At 40.7% G+C, this 17,888-nt stretch carries 13 protein-coding genes; 10 read left to right on the top strand and 3 right to left on the bottom strand.

Annotated features, from left to right (window positions below; translation table 11 throughout):
• The 3 genes from V7K50_RS23615 to V7K50_RS23625 form a co-directional block, all read right to left on the bottom strand.
• On the bottom strand, positions 1 to 304 hold a 304-nt coding region (locus V7K50_RS23615), incomplete at its 3' end, for an FG-GAP repeat domain-containing protein (RefSeq protein WP_334964287.1).
• 925 nt (positions 305 to 1,229) lie between these two features.
• Positions 1,230 to 1,934: a M10 family metallopeptidase C-terminal domain-containing protein gene (locus V7K50_RS23620; RefSeq protein ID WP_334964289.1), complete on the bottom strand. Its 705-nt coding sequence runs from the start codon at positions 1,932 to 1,934 to the stop codon at positions 1,230 to 1,232.
• Between the two features lie 338 nt (positions 1,935 to 2,272).
• Complete coding sequence (locus tag V7K50_RS23625; protein WP_334964291.1) at positions 2,273 to 5,389, bottom strand: MFS transporter; 3,117 nt, start codon at positions 5,387 to 5,389, stop codon at positions 2,273 to 2,275.
• Between the two features lie 467 nt (positions 5,390 to 5,856).
• Here V7K50_RS23625 and V7K50_RS23630 point away from each other — a divergent pair, with 467 nt between their 5' ends.
• The 10 genes from V7K50_RS23630 (at position 5,857) to hpsP (ending at position 17,767) form a co-directional block, all read left to right on the top strand.
• Positions 5,857 to 7,113, top strand: a complete 1,257-nt coding sequence (locus V7K50_RS23630) for a histidine kinase (RefSeq protein ID WP_334964293.1) — start codon at positions 5,857 to 5,859, stop codon at positions 7,111 to 7,113.
• Between the two features lie 122 nt (positions 7,114 to 7,235).
• Positions 7,236 to 7,697, top strand: a complete 462-nt coding sequence (locus V7K50_RS23635) for a BON domain-containing protein (protein ID WP_334964295.1) — start codon at positions 7,236 to 7,238, stop codon at positions 7,695 to 7,697.
• 181 nt (positions 7,698 to 7,878) lie between these two features.
• On the top strand, positions 7,879 to 8,313 hold the full coding sequence (locus V7K50_RS23640; RefSeq protein ID WP_334964297.1) for a CAAD domain-containing protein: 435 nt from the start codon (positions 7,879 to 7,881) through the stop codon (positions 8,311 to 8,313).
• 352 nt (positions 8,314 to 8,665) lie between these two features.
• On the top strand, positions 8,666 to 9,073 hold the full coding sequence (locus V7K50_RS23645) for a hypothetical protein (RefSeq protein WP_334964299.1): 408 nt from the start codon (positions 8,666 to 8,668) through the stop codon (positions 9,071 to 9,073).
• 1,368 nt (positions 9,074 to 10,441) lie between these two features.
• Positions 10,442 to 11,209 (top strand): glycosyltransferase family A protein, encoded by a 768-nt coding sequence (locus V7K50_RS23650; protein ID WP_334964301.1) that lies wholly within the window; start codon positions 10,442 to 10,444, stop codon positions 11,207 to 11,209.
• A 35-nt stretch (positions 11,210 to 11,244) separates the two neighbouring features.
• A complete protein-coding gene (hpsL, locus tag V7K50_RS23655; protein WP_334964303.1) occupies positions 11,245 to 12,900 on the top strand; it encodes a hormogonium polysaccharide biosynthesis protein HpsL in 1,656 nt (551 codons plus the stop codon).
• Between the two features lie 10 nt (positions 12,901 to 12,910).
• On the top strand, positions 12,911 to 14,062 hold the full coding sequence (locus V7K50_RS23660) for a glycosyltransferase family 4 protein (RefSeq protein ID WP_334964305.1): 1,152 nt from the start codon (positions 12,911 to 12,913) through the stop codon (positions 14,060 to 14,062).
• Positions 14,063 to 14,286: 224 nt separating this feature from the next.
• A complete protein-coding gene (gene hpsN, locus V7K50_RS23665) occupies positions 14,287 to 15,267 on the top strand; it encodes a hormogonium polysaccharide biosynthesis glycosyltransferase HpsN (protein ID WP_334964307.1) in 981 nt (326 codons plus the stop codon).
• 52 nt (positions 15,268 to 15,319) lie between these two features.
• The gene (hpsO, locus tag V7K50_RS23670) at positions 15,320 to 16,495 is read left to right on the top strand and encodes a hormogonium polysaccharide biosynthesis glycosyltransferase HpsO (protein ID WP_334964309.1); all 1,176 of its coding nucleotides are present in this window, start codon (positions 15,320 to 15,322) and stop codon (positions 16,493 to 16,495) included.
• Between the two features lie 90 nt (positions 16,496 to 16,585).
• On the top strand, positions 16,586 to 17,767 hold the full coding sequence (gene hpsP, locus V7K50_RS23675; protein WP_334964311.1) for a hormogonium polysaccharide biosynthesis glycosyltransferase HpsP: 1,182 nt from the start codon (positions 16,586 to 16,588) through the stop codon (positions 17,765 to 17,767).
• The last annotated feature ends 121 nt before the right edge of the window (positions 17,768 to 17,888 follow it).

Here is a 17,888-nt window from a genome sequence, read left to right on the forward strand (position 1 = left end):
TAATATCAGCTAAACCATCTCCGTTGACATCAGCAACCTGTCGAGGAAAGCGATCAAAGCTAGTCCATCCGCCACCGTTGACATTAAAACTATTACTTGCGACAAATGCCGAACCAAATGTTCCATTGCTTTGACCTAGAGATACAAAGACAGCATCCTGACCAAAACCGATAATATCAGCTAAACCATCTCCGTTGACATCAGCAACCTGTCGAGGAAAGCGATCAAAGCTAGTCCATCCGCCACCGTTGACATTAAAACTATTATTTGCGACAAATGCCGAACCAAATGTTCCACTGCTCATAAAATACTCCTGTAATACACGTCAGTTAAGAATGAAACAGTTTCAAGCATTGAATTTTTTAATTTCACACTTTTATTCAGCAACGCCGAGAAATAACGGGTGGGAAGATATAACTGAACTAGACCTGATTTGAATAGGTCTTTGCTGTTAAGTCTGAAGATTTGAGACGCACTAGATATATATATTGATGCCAACATCATCAATATATATTGTGCCAATAGTCATGTTAGATCCTTGTGCTTTAATCTTCACAGGTTCCAATACTAGGCTGCTAGGTAACAAGCAGATTCTCTCCTAGAAAATTGCATATATTTTAGGACATTTTTGCAGTATTCAGAATAACAATGGTATGATACTACATTTAGTAGTATTTTTTTCTTCTTATAAGAAATAATAAGTAAATTTCTTTTATTCCTATCGGCAGAACCTATCCGAAACCTTTGTTCAGATAAAGTTTTTTAATCTATATGGGAATTACAAGATCGTGATAGTATTGCCTAGGGTAGTTTGTTTTATTACCTGGTTTTTTCATGCATAGATGCCGCGATGAAACCAATGCAAATTGAAATGTGAAAAAATATGGTTATTAGAATAATTTGTAATGCCCCTCTCAACGAGACGCTGGGGGTAGCTTGCTTTTCCCCAATAGTACGCGGACAGGAAAAAGCATGAGCCAACGTAATTAAGTTTTGTGGCGGGGGTCTAAATCCCCGCCATAAAACTTGCCATTTTTGTGCGCTCATCCCCCACTAATTGATTCTGATTACGGTTGTAGTGTCTCCAGCTTTGCACCTGAATTCTTCTTCAATGCTGAACTTGCCTTGAAAATAGGGACTGGGGACTGAGGAATAGGAAGCGGGAAAGACATATTTTCATTCTCTCCTGCCTCCTGGCTCCTGCCTTATTTTCAAGGCAGGTCTATCTATTAAAGGATAAGGTCACTTGCCACTAGTTGTGGCGCTCCTAGAAGCCGAACTTGAAAATCAGCGCCAAGATTGGCATTGATATTAGCTTCGAGGATGCCTCCTTCATAACGGACTTGACCAGCTCCGGTGAATGCTTTTGACCCGATAAAAGTGAAGGCTTGATTGCCCACTTTAATGGAGTTAGCGTCAATCGCAGATAGATCGATTTTGTCACCTCCGAACTTACTCTTTCCAACAAAGTCAGTGATAATATCCCGTGAAACAGGAGTACTATCTGAAACTGAGTTGTACTTGAAAACATCGTTACCTGATCCTCCGGTGAGGACATCGTTGCCACTACCACCAATGAGGACATCGTTGCCATTACCGCCAATGAGGACATCGTTGCCATTACCGCCAGTCAGGACATCGTTGCCATTTCCGCCAATAAGGGTATCTTTGCCATTACCGCCAGTCAGGACATCGTTGCCATTACCACCAACGAGGCTATCGTTGCCATTACCAGCGTTAAGGACATCGTTGCTATTACCACCAACAAGGGTACTGTTGCCATTAATAGTCTTAACGTAAATAGTATTGCCATTAACAGTAGTAGTAGTAGTACTAGTAGTAGTATTGCCATTGCTACTACTAGAAGCAGAAGAACTGGAACTGCCGCTAATGTTCAAGCTGCTAATGCCGAATAAATCTATTGTGAGTGCCATTAATGAGTTTCTCCTAAACTTAGAGGTTAAAAAAACCACTTCATGATCACTTCATGATCGCTTCATGATCACTTCATGATCACCTTATGACCATAAAGTGATCACTTCATGATTACTTTATCATGACTTGATCATCAGAAAACTACGTTGCTGATTAAAAGTATAAATTTCCTTTTCCCAAAGGGGCAAAGGAAACAGTTTTAAGCATCAAAATTGTGCCTATATTTAGGTTATATCGTTGGGGATGATTTATTTTCTTTATAAAAAAAAGTGGCATTCGTTTGTAAAGACTGAATACCACTTTATATTTTCTCAAAATTTCCGATGAGGGAGATATTTTAGCCAGGTAGAGTTATGCCAGTGACAGCGATCGCACCTGCTATTACACTGGCACAAAGGGAAGTTATCGCTGTCCCAAATATCCACCAAGCAGCATTGGCAACGGTTTTTTTGGTTTCTTCGGCTTGCTTTTTAGCTTGCTCTTGGATTGCTTTCAGGCGTTTTTGGGTTTCTTGCTGGATGCGTTCGGCTCGTTGCAGTACACCATCCCGCGCCGCTTCTATTTGGTTGATGATCCTGTTAGCATCTTCCTCAGAAATATCCTCACGAGAACTGATGACAGCAACTAAGGTGTCACGATCGAATTGACTGAGGCGATCGCGCAATGCTTCAAATCCAGCTTGTGGATCGTCGAACACTTTCGCAAAGTCTTGCTTAATTCCTTCATAGTTGAGTTCTGAACGATCCAGCGAGTTGAGATAGTTACGAACTTTGGTAAAAACCCCATCTAGCACTGATTGCACTCTCTGCTGGATCTGCTGGAATTGTTCGACGATGGAACTACGAACAGACTCAATTTGATCCACAATCCGGTTAGCTTCCTCTTCTGAAATATCCTCTCGTTGGGATAATAGCGCCACAATTGTAGAACGATCAAATTTCGAGGCGCGATCGCTTAAATTCCCAATTCCAGCGCGGGGAGAAGATAGGAGTAATTGCAAATCGCGTTTGATTCCTTCTGGGTTGAGTTCTTCTTTATTGGTATTACGTAAGTATTCTTCGAGATTGCCTTCAAAATCTACAGCTTGTTGAGCAGTACGCTTTGCCAACCGTCGTGGCGCTCTCAGAATATCACCAATGGCATCTTGAGCGCGATCGATGATCTGATTAACTTGCTCTTGGCTCAAGTCTCCTCGCTGACTTACGAGTTTAACCAAGGTTTCTCGATCAACATGAGATAAGCGATCGCGCAGTGCTAAGGCTCCACCTTTGGGATCATCGAGTAGTTTTTCCAAATCGCCTTTGATCCCTTCTGGATCAAGTTCTTCCAAGTTGGTATTGCGGAGATATTGGGCGATCGCTTTGGTGGTTTTTTCGTACTGTTCTTTCGCTTGCTGCGGTGCTTGTAAAATACTATCTCGGACTGCTTCGAGCTGATCGAGAGTTTGGTTTACCTGTTCTTCGCTCAAGTCTTGACGCTGACTGAGCAATTGTACCAATGTATCGCGGTCAAATTGGGATAGGCGCGAAGTCAAAAGGCTAATTCCCGCTTGCGGATCGTCTAGCAAAACTCTAAACTCACGTTTGATCGCTTCGGGATTCAGTTCGTCTTTGTTAGTGTTCCGCAGATATTCTTCAACCCTTTGGCGCAGTTCATCAGCTTTCGCCTTTGCTTGTTCTTGCAATTCTCTGGCACTATTCAAGAGATTATCGCGGTTGCGTTCCAGTTGACTAACAATATTATTAGCTTCCTCTTCGCTGATATCTTGACGCTGTTGGAGCAATTGGACAAAAGTATCGCGGTCAAATTGCCCGAAGCGGCTACTTAAATCTTCAAACCCAGCTTTGGGATCTTCCAGCAACTTGGCAAAATCTCGTTCAATCCCTTCAGGATTAAGTTCTTCTTTCCCCGTTGAACGTAGATAATCTTCGATGCGGCTGCGGAAATCTTCCCCTTTTTCGCGCGTTTGAGCCTGTTTTACAGTTTCCAAAACTTCCGAGCGATCGCTTTCCATTTGTTCGGCAATTTCTTTCACCCTGGCTTCGCTGATATCACCCCGTTGCTTCAGCAAGTTGGTAAAATATTCTTGATTTAATTCTTCCAACTCCCGTCTCACAGTTGTCGGATCTGCGTTTACGTCATAGATGACTTCTTTAAATTCATCTACTAGGGTAATTCGGTTAAAGTGCCAAGGAAAGGAATTCAATATGTACTCTTCTACATCTGCTTTAATCGCGTTTTCAAGTGATATTGGCAATTTCGCAGATACTTGCTCAGTTGCTTCCTCTCTAAACTTTTTGAATTGTTCTGTAATTTGGTCAACATCGACATCTTGAACTTTTTCTTTCAGCTTTTGCAACTGAGTTGTAATTTTGTTCACATCGATATTAGAAAGGTTGACTCGCTCCAGAACTGCTGGTGCAGCAGCACTCAAGCCATATCGAATCGCTTGTTTAATCACACCATTGCCACCTCCGACTGTAACCAGTTCTTGAAGCCGTTCACCTAATTGCTCTGAATTCAGTTCTTCGGGAGTGGCAGACTTAAGCAAATTAATTACTTGTTCTGTGGGATTTTTGCGATTTAAAGCTTGTTCCCAAGCACCTTGAAATTGGTCAGCAATGCCATTAATATCTTCTTTCGATAAATCTGTCCGATTACTGATTAAATCAATAAAGGTTTGGCGGTTAATGTTTTGCAATAAATCACTATTCCCAACAGATTGTAAATCTGTATCTTTAAGAAGCTGGTCAAATTGATTGCGAATTTCTTTGATATCCAGCTTTGGTAGTTGCAGAGAACCTAAAGAACTTTTGAGCGTATTTGTAATACCTTCAGTATCAAAACCTGAAGTAAATTCCCGCCGTACTGCGGCTGTAATATCTTCAGCAGTAGAAACTAATTGTTTTTTCGCAGCATTAGCACCGATACCAGCAGTTGCTGTACCCATCAGAGCTTGAAAACCAGAAGTAACAGTATTAGCAATAGAACCAATAAAAGAACCTACCGCCGATGAACCCAACCATATTACCAGTGAGAAATAGGCAGACCAAATGACTACACCGATAATTGCTCCTAAAAATGCACTTTCAATTAAGCTAAGTTTTACTGCTAGAAAACAAGCAATAAATAATGCAATACTAGCGGTTATCAACGCCCAAGCACCAGCTTTATCTTGAACCTTCCGAATTGTCTTACCCAAACCTTCTGATTCATCATTAGAATCTGAGTCAATCTCCCAAGATGAAATTCCGATAGCGAGAGAAAAGTTTGTCAATAACAATTGAAAGGCCAATGCCATCAAAACCCCAGCCAGTAATGCTACCAAGAATTTAGGGCCAGAAAAAAGAAGTGATGTTTCTTCTGGAGTTAGTGCTTCTTGAGCTAAAGTTATCGGCGCTAATCCAAAAGGCAACCAGTTCCATCCCAAAATACTTAAAAAACTTTGAAACATAGGACTTTCTCACTTGCACTCAATTAAAAACCCATTTAGAAAATGGCTTATTTTTTAGCTTAATTATTAGTGATATAAGCTGACACTTTCTTAGGTAATAAGTTTATTGGCCAAAAGTCGTATTTAGAAACTAACTGAGTGACAAATCAAAAGATCCCCGACTTCTTCAAGAAGTCGGGGATCTTTGTCTGTTGGTATTTGGAAGATATAAAGCGATACTTTTGGGTGTGAAATTACCGCTAAAATCTTCAAGGGTAGAATCACTTATATCTAAATATTTTTGTAAACCGAATTAAATTGTAGACTTGAGATGAATTTACTCATTTAGATAAAAACACCTATGTCTAATGATAGAGATAAAAATTCTTCCAAGCGATTGATGAAAGTTAAATAGAAATATGTATTAATAAGGGTTATTAGGAGCTATAGATTAGTGAATAATTTATTTTGGCTGAGGAGAGAAGATAATGGTTGTAGGTTTACATAAACGTGGCGTAGGCGTATTTTCTAATCGTCGAGATGTAGAACATGCGCTACATGAATTGAAAAAAGTCGGCTTTGACATGAACCGAGTCTCTGTCATTACCCAGGATGGAGACAAAGATGATATTGCTGGGGCTGAAGTGCGCGATCGCGTCGGTGATAAATCTGACGATGGCGCTAGAGTCGGAGCAGCTACAGGCGGTGCTTTAGGCGGATTGACTGGCTTATTAGTTGGTCTTGGCACTTTGGCAATTCCGGGAATCGGGCCAATTATGCTGGCTGGAGCCGCAGCAACTACCATAGCTACCACCCTCGCTGGCGCAGGTATTGGCGCAGTCGCCGGTAGTTTGCTTGGTGCATTAATTGGTTTAGGAATTCCCGAAGAACGAGCCAGAGTTTACGACGAACGTGTAAGGCGCGGACACTATTTAGTCATCCTCGATGGCACAGATACAGAAATAGTTAGAGCAGAAGCAATTTTACATCAGCAGGGTGTGGAAGAGTTTGGCATTTTCGACAACCCAGATGCGAGCAATGTAAATGCTGATTATGTCACTCCAACCCCTGTTTATGGTGCTGTTACTAAACGTGCGATCGGGGTATTTTCTCATCGTCGAGATGCAGAAGCAGCAATTACAGAATTACGAGATGCGGGTTTTCCCTTAAATAGAGTCTCCATCATTGCCAAAGATACAAACGGTCAAGGGATCGCTGGTATAGATGTAGACAGAAACGTTGGTACTGGTAATAAAGCAGACGACGGTGCAAAAGCTGGAGCAGCTACAGGCGGAGTTGTAGGCGGCTTGACTGGCTTATTAGTTGGACTTGGAACTTTAGCAATTCCTGGAATCGGACCGGTGATTGCAGGTGGCGCAGTCGCCACAGCTTTGGCGACAACATTGGCTGGTGGTGCCATCGGTGCAGCAGCTGGGAGTATTGTTGGCGCACTGGTTGGCTTGGGAATTCCTGAAGATAGAGCGCGAGTATATAGCGATCGCTTCCAAAGAGGCGACTACTTAGTAATTATCGATGGTACGGAAGCTGAAATCCACCAAGCGGAAGCGATTCTCAAACATCGAGGCATTGAAGAATTTGCGATCTATGATGCTACTGAGATCAGTGAACATCGCCCAGGTTTCGACCGAATAACCCATAATAGCGATCGCACCAATTACTCAACAGAGCCTGATCTAAACGATCCTGCTGTAGTTATTGTTGACCGTCGTGATGAAATACTTTAACCCAAAGTAGTTTTAACTCAGATTAATTCTCCAAAATTGCCGAAGCAATAAGTTGGAAACTTTGCTCCTCACCTCTGCCGCAAATATCAACAAATTTCACTTTCCGATTCAGAATTAAACCTATGCAAAAGCTAACCCCCTTCTTAATTAGCGGTCTTTTGGTTTTTGGTGTCGCTGCTTGTGATAACGCTTCTAAAACAAGTGAATCTGCACCCAATAATGCTAATGATGCTCCCCAAACACCCACAGCACAAGTAACACAAGCATCTCAACAAGACGCACAAAGTGAAGTCCGTAGAAAACAACTGGATGCTGATATTCGCGCCCGAGAACAGCGCAATAATACCACTGGTGGCGATACAACGAGAGCTAAAGGTGATCTAGCAAGTGAAGTTCGCTCCAAGTTAGAGGCAAACATACCCAAGAGTCAACTAACAGTTAATGCCGCAGATGATGGGACTATCACCGTTGGCGGAACTGTGAATAATGCGAAGGAGTTAGCTAAAATTGAACCTTTATCTAAGCAAATTAAAGGTGTCAAAATTGTAGTTGTCAAAGCAACTATTGCCCCACCAAAAAGCTAAGGCAGCTAACAACAAATCAAACCGAGTAGGTAAGCATAAATAAATTTAGATGCTCTTACTCAATATTAGTGGTTAGTTATACTTATAACTGACTACTCATAATTAAAAACTGACGACATCAATAATTATATTTATTGATGTTCAGTTATACAAACTCTTGTAGTGGCCGAAAATAAAAACTATGGAAACCGAACAACAGCAACGTGAATCCATTAACCCTTCCTTATCACAAGGTATGCTAGCACTGGAAGGTACTGATACTGTAAACTTGCCAAAGTTACCACCAGCCTCTGAACCTGAATCTCAATGGCAGCAAATTAGCAGACAAATTTCTCAATTTTTGCAGCAACTGCCCGAATACTTAAGTAGCTTTTTTCAAGACTACAAGCAGCCTCTAATAACCGTTGCTTTAATTTTGGCGGCCATTGTTACAGCTAAGATAGTACTAGCAGTACTAGATGCAATTAATGATATTCCACTACTATCACCGCTCTTTGAGTTAGTTGGAATTGGTTACGCTACTTGGTTTATTTCTCGTTATCTACTGAAGGCTTCAACTCGACAAGAATTAGCTGATGAAATTCAATTCCTGAAAAATCAATTTGTGGGCGAATAAATTTCCTGCCCGTTAAACTAGTAAGCTAAAACACATCTAATCTGCATATTAAAATTTTCTCAACATCTTGTGGGGTGGGCATCTTGCCCACCTTGATTATGCAAGTTAAAATGCCGATTAGCTTAGTCTGTTAAGCAACCAAATTCTGAGTAGAGGCGAACAGTTGTTCGCCCCTAAAAATGAGAATCGCTATCACCTGAATTAATATTCTTATTTTAGATACATCAAAAGATAGAGAACATCACATTATATTTTAATTTAAGTCACTTCTAAAGATAGTAGCTCAGAGATAAAAAACAGCCTAATCTAGTTTTGAAGTTATTTAATACATTCTTTAACGAGGACATAAATTATGGCTAATGAAGCAGTTAATAAAGGTATAGATTCATCTGACCGAGCGGAAGTAGATACCTATGATCGCGGCATTATCCCAGCAGAAACAGCTGCTCGAATGGAAAGAGAAGGAGATAGGTATAAAACACTCCCCACAGAAGAAGGGGAGTCAGATGCATCTACTAATGACCAAACCGATCCAGAAAGTATCCGCACCACTGACGGCTATACCGTAGACAAAGAAGGTTTGTTAAACAACTATGCAGTTGAACCGGAAATGTACTATGAAGAACCGGGTGATGCACGCGAACAAGCAGCAGAAGATACGGCGGAACGTGTTGAAGAACTTGGAGAAATTAATCAGGACGAGGAAGGCAAGTTGACACAAAACGGGGACAAGCGCGGTAGAGGGCCAGGAATAATTTAATTAGCAACGCGTTAACAACGATGTTTTGCTGGGTGCATTGACACCTAATAAGGCTAAATAGGTGGTTTGTAGAGACGTAATGATTGCGTCTCTATTTATATGTATGGGCTAATATTTGCAGAAATATGCTAGAGGATGTTTGAAAAGCCCTCTTCTCAGTACCAAAGCGTTCTAGATCCTCCTAAATATTTTGCCCAATCCCCCAAGTAAGTATTTTCCCGGTCTTTCTTCACAAAATCTTTATATAAAAACTGGTGACAACCCTCATACCTAAAATGATATGCTGTGGTAAGTAGATGCACCCTGATGATCTGGAGAGCTGCTTAAGTGGCTCTCTTTTTTATTTTATTTCTGTGGTATTTACGGATAACTTCATAAAATTATTAGAAATAATTTCAGTAAATGCACCTTGATGATCTGGAGAGCCACTTGGGTTGTTCTCCTTTTTTGCTTTTGTCTTTCGTCATATTGAAGAAGAATTCAGCTATTCTGAATTCACGAGGGGAGCCGGAGACGCTCCGCCAAGGCGTCAGAATCAAGACGCTCGTTGCGCTAAAGCAGATTTCAGGTAAATGAAGTACATATATAAAACCCAAAACCTTGTAGAGACGTAGCACTGCTACGTCTCTACGTGTATTCGATTAGAGCGCAATCTGCTGTAAAGCGTCTCCCCTTCTCGCAAAGGGAGGCGCCTACCGTAGGATGCCCGTTCGCGTAGCGTCTCCTTTCGGAGAAGGGTTGTAGGCAGATGACTCGCTACCGCAACTCTTATACCATTTCTTTGTGAGGCTGCGCCAAATTTTCTTTCTTTGTGTCCAACTCTTACGAGACGCTGCGCGTAGCTTGCTTCGACCTAGGAGTATGCGCCCTTTGCGGTTCATTCCTCATGTAGTTTGGCGCATCTTCATACAGAATTGGTATTAGAGGATGTCTGAGAAGTATCAAATATTTGCTGATCCCCCCTAACCCCCCTTAAAAAAGGGGGGAATAAGAGTCTCAAAGTCCCCCTTTTTAAGGAGGATTTAGGGGGATCTCTAAGCATTCGCTGTATAGAAAAAACTTTTCAGACATCCTCTTAGAGACGCTCTCACCTTCGCTATCAGTCAGGGATTTAGACCCGCGACTGAATTATTGCACCACCAAATCTACGATTTGGTGGGGGTGCAACAACGCCGATTATTCATCCGCTTTTTCGGTCAAAATACCCAACTGAATTCTTACTCCTGACTCCTGACTCCTGAATTCTGTTTGATAAAGGTAAAAACAATTAGGCCAATCGCCAACTGGTGCATTCTTATTGGCAAGTCCTAGCGTCACTCGTAATGTGTTATTATCTACCTCGATATTCTTAGCTATTTGTATAATACAGTGCTTGTTTTTGTTATCCCACTCAAAAGTGCAAAGGCTTCCAATTCCTGGGAGCGTGTTACGCAATTATTTGAAAGATGCATTAAATCAGTTTGTAATCAAACCTCACCTAACTTTCGCGTTATTGTTGTTTGTCACGAAAAGCCCAGAATAGAATTCACTCATTCTCACATCACATATATTACAGTTGATTTTTCCCCTGCCAATGAGACTGACCCTGTAGCAAAGGGGGACACGGATAAAGGGCGTAAAATGTTAAAAGGATTGATTTATGCTCGTCAATTTTCTCCTACTCACACAATGACAGTTGATGCTGACGATTGTGTGAGTCAAAACTTAGCTAAATTTATTCAACAACACCCTGATTCTAATGGATGGTTTATAAATAAAGGTTATAAATATCAGGAAGGTAGTAATTACATATATATAAAAAGAAGCAACTTCTATAAAATGTGCGGCAGTTGTAACATTCTTAGATATGATTTGAATGATTTACCCGAAATCGGTGAATATAATCGTGGCTACGGATACTATAGATATTACATAGACCACGCCAAAGTCAGAGATATTTTAAAGAACAAAGCACAAGACATTAAATCATTACCATTTCCCGGAGCAGTTTATATTTTGGAAACAGGTGAGAATCTTTTTGATAACTCAAAAAGATTGAGATTTAGTATTTTTAATCGCAAATTACTAAATCAATCAGTTAGAGATGAATTCGGATTATACAATCTACAGCAATCCAAAGAAATTTGTCAACTATAATAGATTCTCTGAGAATGATCGGCTACAGTGCCAGTATGCCAAAATTCAAATCAAAATCTCAGCAATCTAAAAACTCGAAAAAGCAGGCTAAAAAGGAAACTTCTACCCTTAGCCTGAAAGAACAGTTAGCCCAAAAGCGCAAAGCAGCCCAAGGGCGTAAACAACTCACTAGTTTACTCACCACCGCCAGCTTTGTTGCTGTCTTCGTTGGTGTTCTGCTTTTTTTCGTCGCTGGAATTAAAGCAGCAGTTCCTGCTGCCTTGGGGATACTCGTGATTTCCCTTTCCTACAAATACCCGCGCCAAGCCCTATATGCCTTCATCGTTTACGTACCTATTGGGGGTACTATCACCTACTACTTGGGCAATAGTCCCATACTCCAATTAGCTAAGGATGCCTTTTATGTTCCAGCCCTAATTGGACTTTGGCAGACTTGCCGAAAACAGGGACTACCCATAATTATTCCCCAAGGCATTAAAATCCCACTTTACATTGTATTGGGTTGCAGTCTGCTAACACTATTGTTTGTTAATGGTGGCCAACAGTTTAACCCGCCTAGCGTCGGATTATTAGAAAAAGCAGAGAAAGAAATACCCTTAGGAATGGGAATTCTGGGACTGAAAGTATTTTTAGGCTATGTCCCCCTGATTGGTTGTGCCTACTATCTAATTCGCGATAAGCGGGATTTTCTATTTTTATCCCGTCTTCAGATTGCCCTGACGCTGATTTGCTGTGTGCTGGGATTGATTCAATACCTGTTACTAATAACTGGTGTATGTCATGGCACTAGAGGTCTTGAAGGAAATGCCCTATTTGTCACATCACTAGATGCCCGGTGTTATTTTGGTGGAGCGCTCTTATATAGTCCCGAAGAAGGAGTTGTTCGCCTACCAGGGACATTTGTAGCCCCTTGGCAGTGGGCATGGTTCTTAATTTCCAGCACCTTTTTTACCTTTGCCACGGGCTTCACCGATCCCTCCCTAATATGGCGGGTGGTCGGCTTAGGTTCTTTAGTTACAGTCTTTATCAATGCTGTAATCTCTGGACAAAGAATTGCCTTAGCTTTAGTACCAACCTGCTTCGTGATTTTGCTATTGCTTACTGGTCAAATTGGCAACCTGAAACGATTTATCCCCATAGGTGTAGGACTTGCCTTGATTTTGGGAATTGCAATGGTGACTAACCCTGTTCTCGTGCAAGAGAGAACCGAGAGTTTTACCAGTCGCTGGGATGCTTCACCACCTCAAGATTTTATCATCCAGCAATTTGCAGAAAATTGGAAAAACGTAGACGGTCCGTTGGGAAGTGGCTTAGGACGAGCAACGAACTCTGCCCGTGCAATGGGTCAAACTAAGCTTGTGGAAACCTATTACCCCAAAGTACTTTTTGAAGTGGGAATTCTTGGAGTACTCGCTTTTTTGGGTTTGGTAACAAGTTTAACAATTATGGGCTTTAAAACCTATCGCTCCATAAAGAACCGTAATTTCCGCAGTTACGGAGCAGCTTTGTGGGTGTTTATATTGTTTATTAGCTACAACACCTACTACTATCCTCTGGATGTCGATCCAGTTGCTGTCTATTATTGGTTTTTTGCGGGAGTTCTTTTTAAATTGCCAGAACTGGAGAAACAAGATAAGGAAGATGCCGACCCTCAGCCCAAAAACCAGAAAAAACGTCTAAAAACAATTTAAATAAAATCAAATGGCAAAAGTTATCATCGGAGGTCAAAAACACCTCAGCATTCCAAACTTACCTCGTAATTCTCGGCATACACTCATCCACCCCAAGCCTTTTCCCGCAGGCAGATATCCGATAGAAAAAATTTGGTATCCTTTAGGCAGCTTTATTGCGTGGCAACCTGTATGGGTAAGATACCAAGCAATTCATTCTTTCAACAAGATTTTATACACAAATAAACCTTGGTTTCTCACCTTTGAGGATCATCGTATTTTATATAGAAATCCTCAAAATCAAGGTGAAGCGGCAATTTATGAGTTATTAAATAATCGTTTGGCATTAGAAAACTGCCAAAAAATTATCGCTATCTCTGATTATGCCAAGTTGAGATTAATTAACCGAATAGTAGGTTGGAAGATAGAAGAAAAAGTAAGTAAGAAAGTGGATGTAATACATCCCAACTTTCCAGTCAGAGTTAACCAATCGAAACTTTATCAAGAACAGCAAAAACTCCAGCTTATATTTATCGGCAATCACATTGCCCGTAAAGGGGGGATTGTTGCTTTAAGACTCGCTAAAAAAGCAGAAAAATTAGGTTTGCCTATTACTCTACATATAATTTCGGGGCTGGGACGTGGTTCAGGAGTACCGACGGATTTTCCCGATGAGACCAAATACATAGAGGATTTAAAGTTACTTAATCTAAATAACGTTGTCTTTCATAAGAATATTTCTAATGAAAAAGTTATTGAGTTATTATCGCAAAGTCATTTTCAATTAATGGCGACATTACATGATACTTATGGCTATAGTATCATCGAAGGATTTTCTGTTGCCACTCCTGCAATTACGACGAATGTCTGCGCTTTACCAGAGTTTGTTCATCACGGGGAAAATGGCTATATTTTAGAATTACCAATTAATGAAATTAGGCACTGGAGTAATTGGCTACATGGAGAGAAAACTAAGAGTAATGAATATTGGGAAATTTTGAATAGCACCTACGATTATTTAGCAGAGCAAGCATTGCAACAAATCATCCAATTTCTTGATAGAAGCGATAAACGAGAACATTATGAATTTTTAAGTGCAGGAGCATTAGCTCAAGCGCAAATTGTCCATAACTCTGAAAAGCAAAATGAGTTATTTGATAATCTCTATGCAGCAGCAGTGTAAACAAGTTCGTAGTCAGGACTTTAGTCCTGATTTTCTAAGCACTAAAGTCCTGACTACAAACTATCAAAACTAGCTTGCCAAAAGCCGGGGAATGGAAGTGAGGTTTTCCAGAACCCGTGAAAAGTCAAAAAATGTAAATTAAAGCAATGGCAGCTTACTGAATTGGATGAAAATTAATTTTTACAAGGCTATTATAGAAGTAGTAAAATTACTTAATAAAAATCATGAATAATTGGCCATTAATTACTGTAGTAATCCCGACTTACGGGCGGGAGGAAGCGCTACGAGATAGTATTGTGGATGTTCTAAAACAGGACTATCCAAATTTTGAAGTTTTAGTTGTAGACCAAACCGCAAAACACCAACCAGAAATTCAAGCTTACCTAGAGGAAATGGCGGATGCAGGTAAAATTAAATGGTTGCGCTTAGATTGGGCGAGTTTGCCAGGGGCGCGGAATTATGCTGTTCGCCGCTCATCTGGTGAAATAATATTATTCATTGATGATGATGTTCAGCTAACCCCTGGATTGTTAGCAGCCCATGTGAAAAACTATTTGCAAAATCCAGAAGTGGGGGCTGTGGCTGGACGGGTATTTGACAGAATGAAATTAGGTGATTCTGGAGGAGATTTAGAGATTGAATATCTGCCTCCCGAAGCTATGGACCCAGGAATTGCTTGGTATCATATTGATTTAGTACATACCACCAAACCCCAGCAAGTGTTGACAACAAGGGGTTGCAATATGTCTTTTCGTAGCGAAATTTTTACTAAGTACGGGCTGAGGTTTGATGAGAGGTTTCGCGGTAGTGCAGTGCGCGAAGAGTCAGATTTTTGTTTGCGGGTGCGACAGACAGGGTATAAAATTTGGTACGACCCCGAAGCCCATTTGGTGCATTTAGGGGAAGAAACCGGGGGTTGTCATGATATTAGTATGCGATCGCTAAAATATCAAGTCACCTTTTACCACAATCATTTCTTACTGGGGCTGAAAAACCTCACTGCGACTCAAGCTTTACGCCTATACGCCCGTTTATTTGACTGTCACGTACTGGGACGCCCACCTTGTCACAAAAGCGGTTCCCCCATCAAAATTGCTACTCGCGCTATTTTCTACACTTTGGGTTTTTTCAAAGCCTTGGGTACTGTTATCCAATCAATATGGAATGATGGGCAAATTTACAGTCGATTGGATGAACAAGTTTAGGCATTTGTCATTGGTCATTAGTCATTAGTGAATAACAAAGAATAAATGAAAAATGAAAATTTTAGTTGCTAGTCACACTTATATCGTAGACCTCAACTGTGAAAAATTACGCGCTTTATCTCAACTGGAACCGGGAGTTGAAGTGACGGTTGTAGTTCCAAAGCGTTGGAAACCAGGTGGTGTACAAAACAAAATTATTGAAACGGAATACCGCGATGAAGGCACATTTAGAATAGTTCCAGTTTCTAATTTCAGTCAAAATCATCAAGGACTTCTTACCTTTGGTGCTGATTTAATATCTTTGTTAAAACAATTTCGTCCCCAAATCATCCAGGTAGAACAAGGCTCTAGAGCATTAGCTTATACTCAAATGATTGCCTTGAATAAACTCTTAGGACTGAAGGCAAAAAATTTGTTTTTTACCTGGTGGAACCTCCCATATAGTCTGAAACTACCAGTTTCTTTATTAGAAAAATATAACCTCAACCATAGCCACGGCATTATTTCTGGCAATCAGGATGGAGCAGAAGTTTTGCGACAACAAGGATATCAAGGGGCAATTAAAGTCATGCCACAACTGGGTGTAGATGAAAGTCTATTTACTCCCAAAGCTCAACCAGAACTAGCAGCTAAGTTGGGCATTAAAAAAGGAGATTTCGTTGTAGGTTTCGTGGGGCGTTTTGTGCAAGAAAAGGGGTTGCTAACACTTTTGCAAGCATTAATCACTTTGAAAAATAAACCTTGGAAATTACTATTACTGGGTAGAGGAGAATTACAAAGCGAATTAATCAAAATAGCGGCAGAAAACAATATTAAAGAACGGTTAATTTTGGTAGAAAGTGTCCCTCATGACGAGGTTGCAAACTATATCAATTTAATGAGTACTTTAGTACTGCCTTCAGAAACAACTGACAAGTTTAAAACCTTAACTTCTGTTGGTTGGAAAGAACAATTTGGTCATGTGCTAATTGAGGCGATGGCTTGCCAAGTGCCTGTAATTGGTTCTGATTCTGGTGAAATTCCCTATGTAATTGGTGATGCTGGTTTAATATTTCCCGAAGGTGATGTTCAAGCTCTTGCTAATTGCTTAGTTCAATTAATAGATAAACCCTATTATGCTCACACTCTCGGTGAAATGGGTCATCAAAAAGCAATGATTAAATACACAAATAAAGCTTTAGCTAAACAGCAATTAGAGTTTTATCGAGAATTGGTTAATAGTCATTAAGAGGATGTTTGAAAATGGCGCTTAGAAGTCACGGCTACACAGACAAAACCCACCTGAGTGGGTTAAAAGCCCTTGATTAATGACAAAAAAATGAAAATATTACAAATTGTCCCCTCAATTTCTCTGATTTACGGCGGCCCCAGTCAAATGGTACTAGGATTAGCTCCCGCGTTGGTAAAAGAGGGAGTGGAAGTGACAATTCTCACAACTGACAGTAATGGTGATAATGGCCAAACACCTCTGGATGTTCCTTTAAATCGCCCAATTAAACAAGATGGCTATGAAATAATTTACTTTCGTTGCGCCCCCTTTCGTCGCTACAAATTTTCCCTAGATTTATTAAATTGGCTAAAACTTCATGCTCACGAGTTTGATATAGCACATATTCATGCTCTATTCTCACCAATAATTAGTGCTGCTGCTATTGTGTGTCGTCAGCAAAAGTTACCTTATATTTTCCGTCCTTTGGGTACTCTCGATCCGGCTGATTTACGGAAGAAAAAGCAATTAAAACAGCTTTATGTCGCAATGATAGAACGTGAAAATTTAGCTGGTGCGGCGGCTATTCATTTTACCACCGATCAAGAAGCTAAAATATCAGAACGCTTTGGAGTATCTACGCCAGATTTGGTAATTCCCTTGGGTGTGATTCCCCCTCAATCTCGTCTTAAAAATATATGTAGTCAGTTGGAAATACCAGAGGATGTACCGTTGGTGCTGTTTATGTCAAGAATTGACCCGAAAAAAGGGTTAAATTTGTTGATTCCGGCGCTAGAGAAGCTGTTAGCGGTTGGTTATAAGTTTCGTTTTGTCTTAGCTGGGACTAATCCCCAAGATCCAGATTACGAACAAAAGATCGGATCTCAAATTCAAAATTCACCACTGCGATCGCACACTACAATTACTGGCTTTGTCACTGGTGAACTCAAAGTTAGTTTACTACAAGCTGCTGATTTATTTGTCTTGCCTTCCTACTACGAAAATTTTGGGATTGCTGTAGCTGAAGCGATGGTAGCAGGTGTACCCGTAGTCATTTCTGACCAAGTGCATATTTGTCAACAGATACGTGATAGTGAGTCGGGTTGGGTGGGCGCAACAGATGTGCAAGTGCTGGTAGAGTTACTGCAAGAAGCTTTGCAAAATCCCGCAGAACGCCAAAGACGGGGATTAAACGCCCAAAGATATGCATTAGAAAATTTTAGCTGGGATGCGATCGCAAAGCAAACAATTCAAGCCTACCAGAAAATTCTGACGAATTCATCCGCGCGATAAAGAGTCCCATTACCTTTTATTAATTTTTACCACCTCGATCCCTAATATCCGAGAGTGCTGACAACCTAACATTTTGTTTCTAACCGCTAAAGCCCGATTGGGGAATAGGGGTTTTGTGTCA

The sequence above is a fragment of the Nostoc sp. genome (genome assembly GCF_036917135.1).
In the GTDB taxonomy this organism is placed as follows: domain Bacteria; phylum Cyanobacteriota; class Cyanobacteriia; order Cyanobacteriales; family Nostocaceae; genus Nostoc.

What these genes read in the sequence shown, in the direction of transcription:
- V7K50_RS23620 (WP_334964289.1), bottom strand. Translation starts at nt 1,934, where the DNA reads ATGGCACTCACAATAGATTTATTCGGCATTAGCAGCTTGAACATTAGC.
- V7K50_RS23625 (WP_334964291.1), bottom strand. Translation starts at nt 5,389, where the DNA reads ATGTTTCAAAGTTTTTTAAGTATTTTGGGATGGAACTGGTTGCCTTTT.
- V7K50_RS23630 (WP_334964293.1), top strand. Translation starts at nt 5,857, where the DNA reads ATGGTTGTAGGTTTACATAAACGTGGCGTAGGCGTATTTTCTAATCGT.
- V7K50_RS23635 (WP_334964295.1), top strand. Translation starts at nt 7,236, where the DNA reads ATGCAAAAGCTAACCCCCTTCTTAATTAGCGGTCTTTTGGTTTTTGGT.
- V7K50_RS23640 (WP_334964297.1), top strand. Translation starts at nt 7,879, where the DNA reads ATGGAAACCGAACAACAGCAACGTGAATCCATTAACCCTTCCTTATCA.
- V7K50_RS23645 (WP_334964299.1), top strand. Translation starts at nt 8,666, where the DNA reads ATGGCTAATGAAGCAGTTAATAAAGGTATAGATTCATCTGACCGAGCG.
- hpsL (WP_334964303.1), top strand. Translation starts at nt 11,245, where the DNA reads ATGCCAAAATTCAAATCAAAATCTCAGCAATCTAAAAACTCGAAAAAG.
- V7K50_RS23660 (WP_334964305.1), top strand. Translation starts at nt 12,911, where the DNA reads ATGGCAAAAGTTATCATCGGAGGTCAAAAACACCTCAGCATTCCAAAC.
- hpsN (WP_334964307.1), top strand. Translation starts at nt 14,287, where the DNA reads ATGAATAATTGGCCATTAATTACTGTAGTAATCCCGACTTACGGGCGG.
- hpsO (WP_334964309.1), top strand. Translation starts at nt 15,320, where the DNA reads ATGAAAATTTTAGTTGCTAGTCACACTTATATCGTAGACCTCAACTGT.
- hpsP (WP_334964311.1), top strand. Translation starts at nt 16,586, where the DNA reads ATGAAAATATTACAAATTGTCCCCTCAATTTCTCTGATTTACGGCGGC.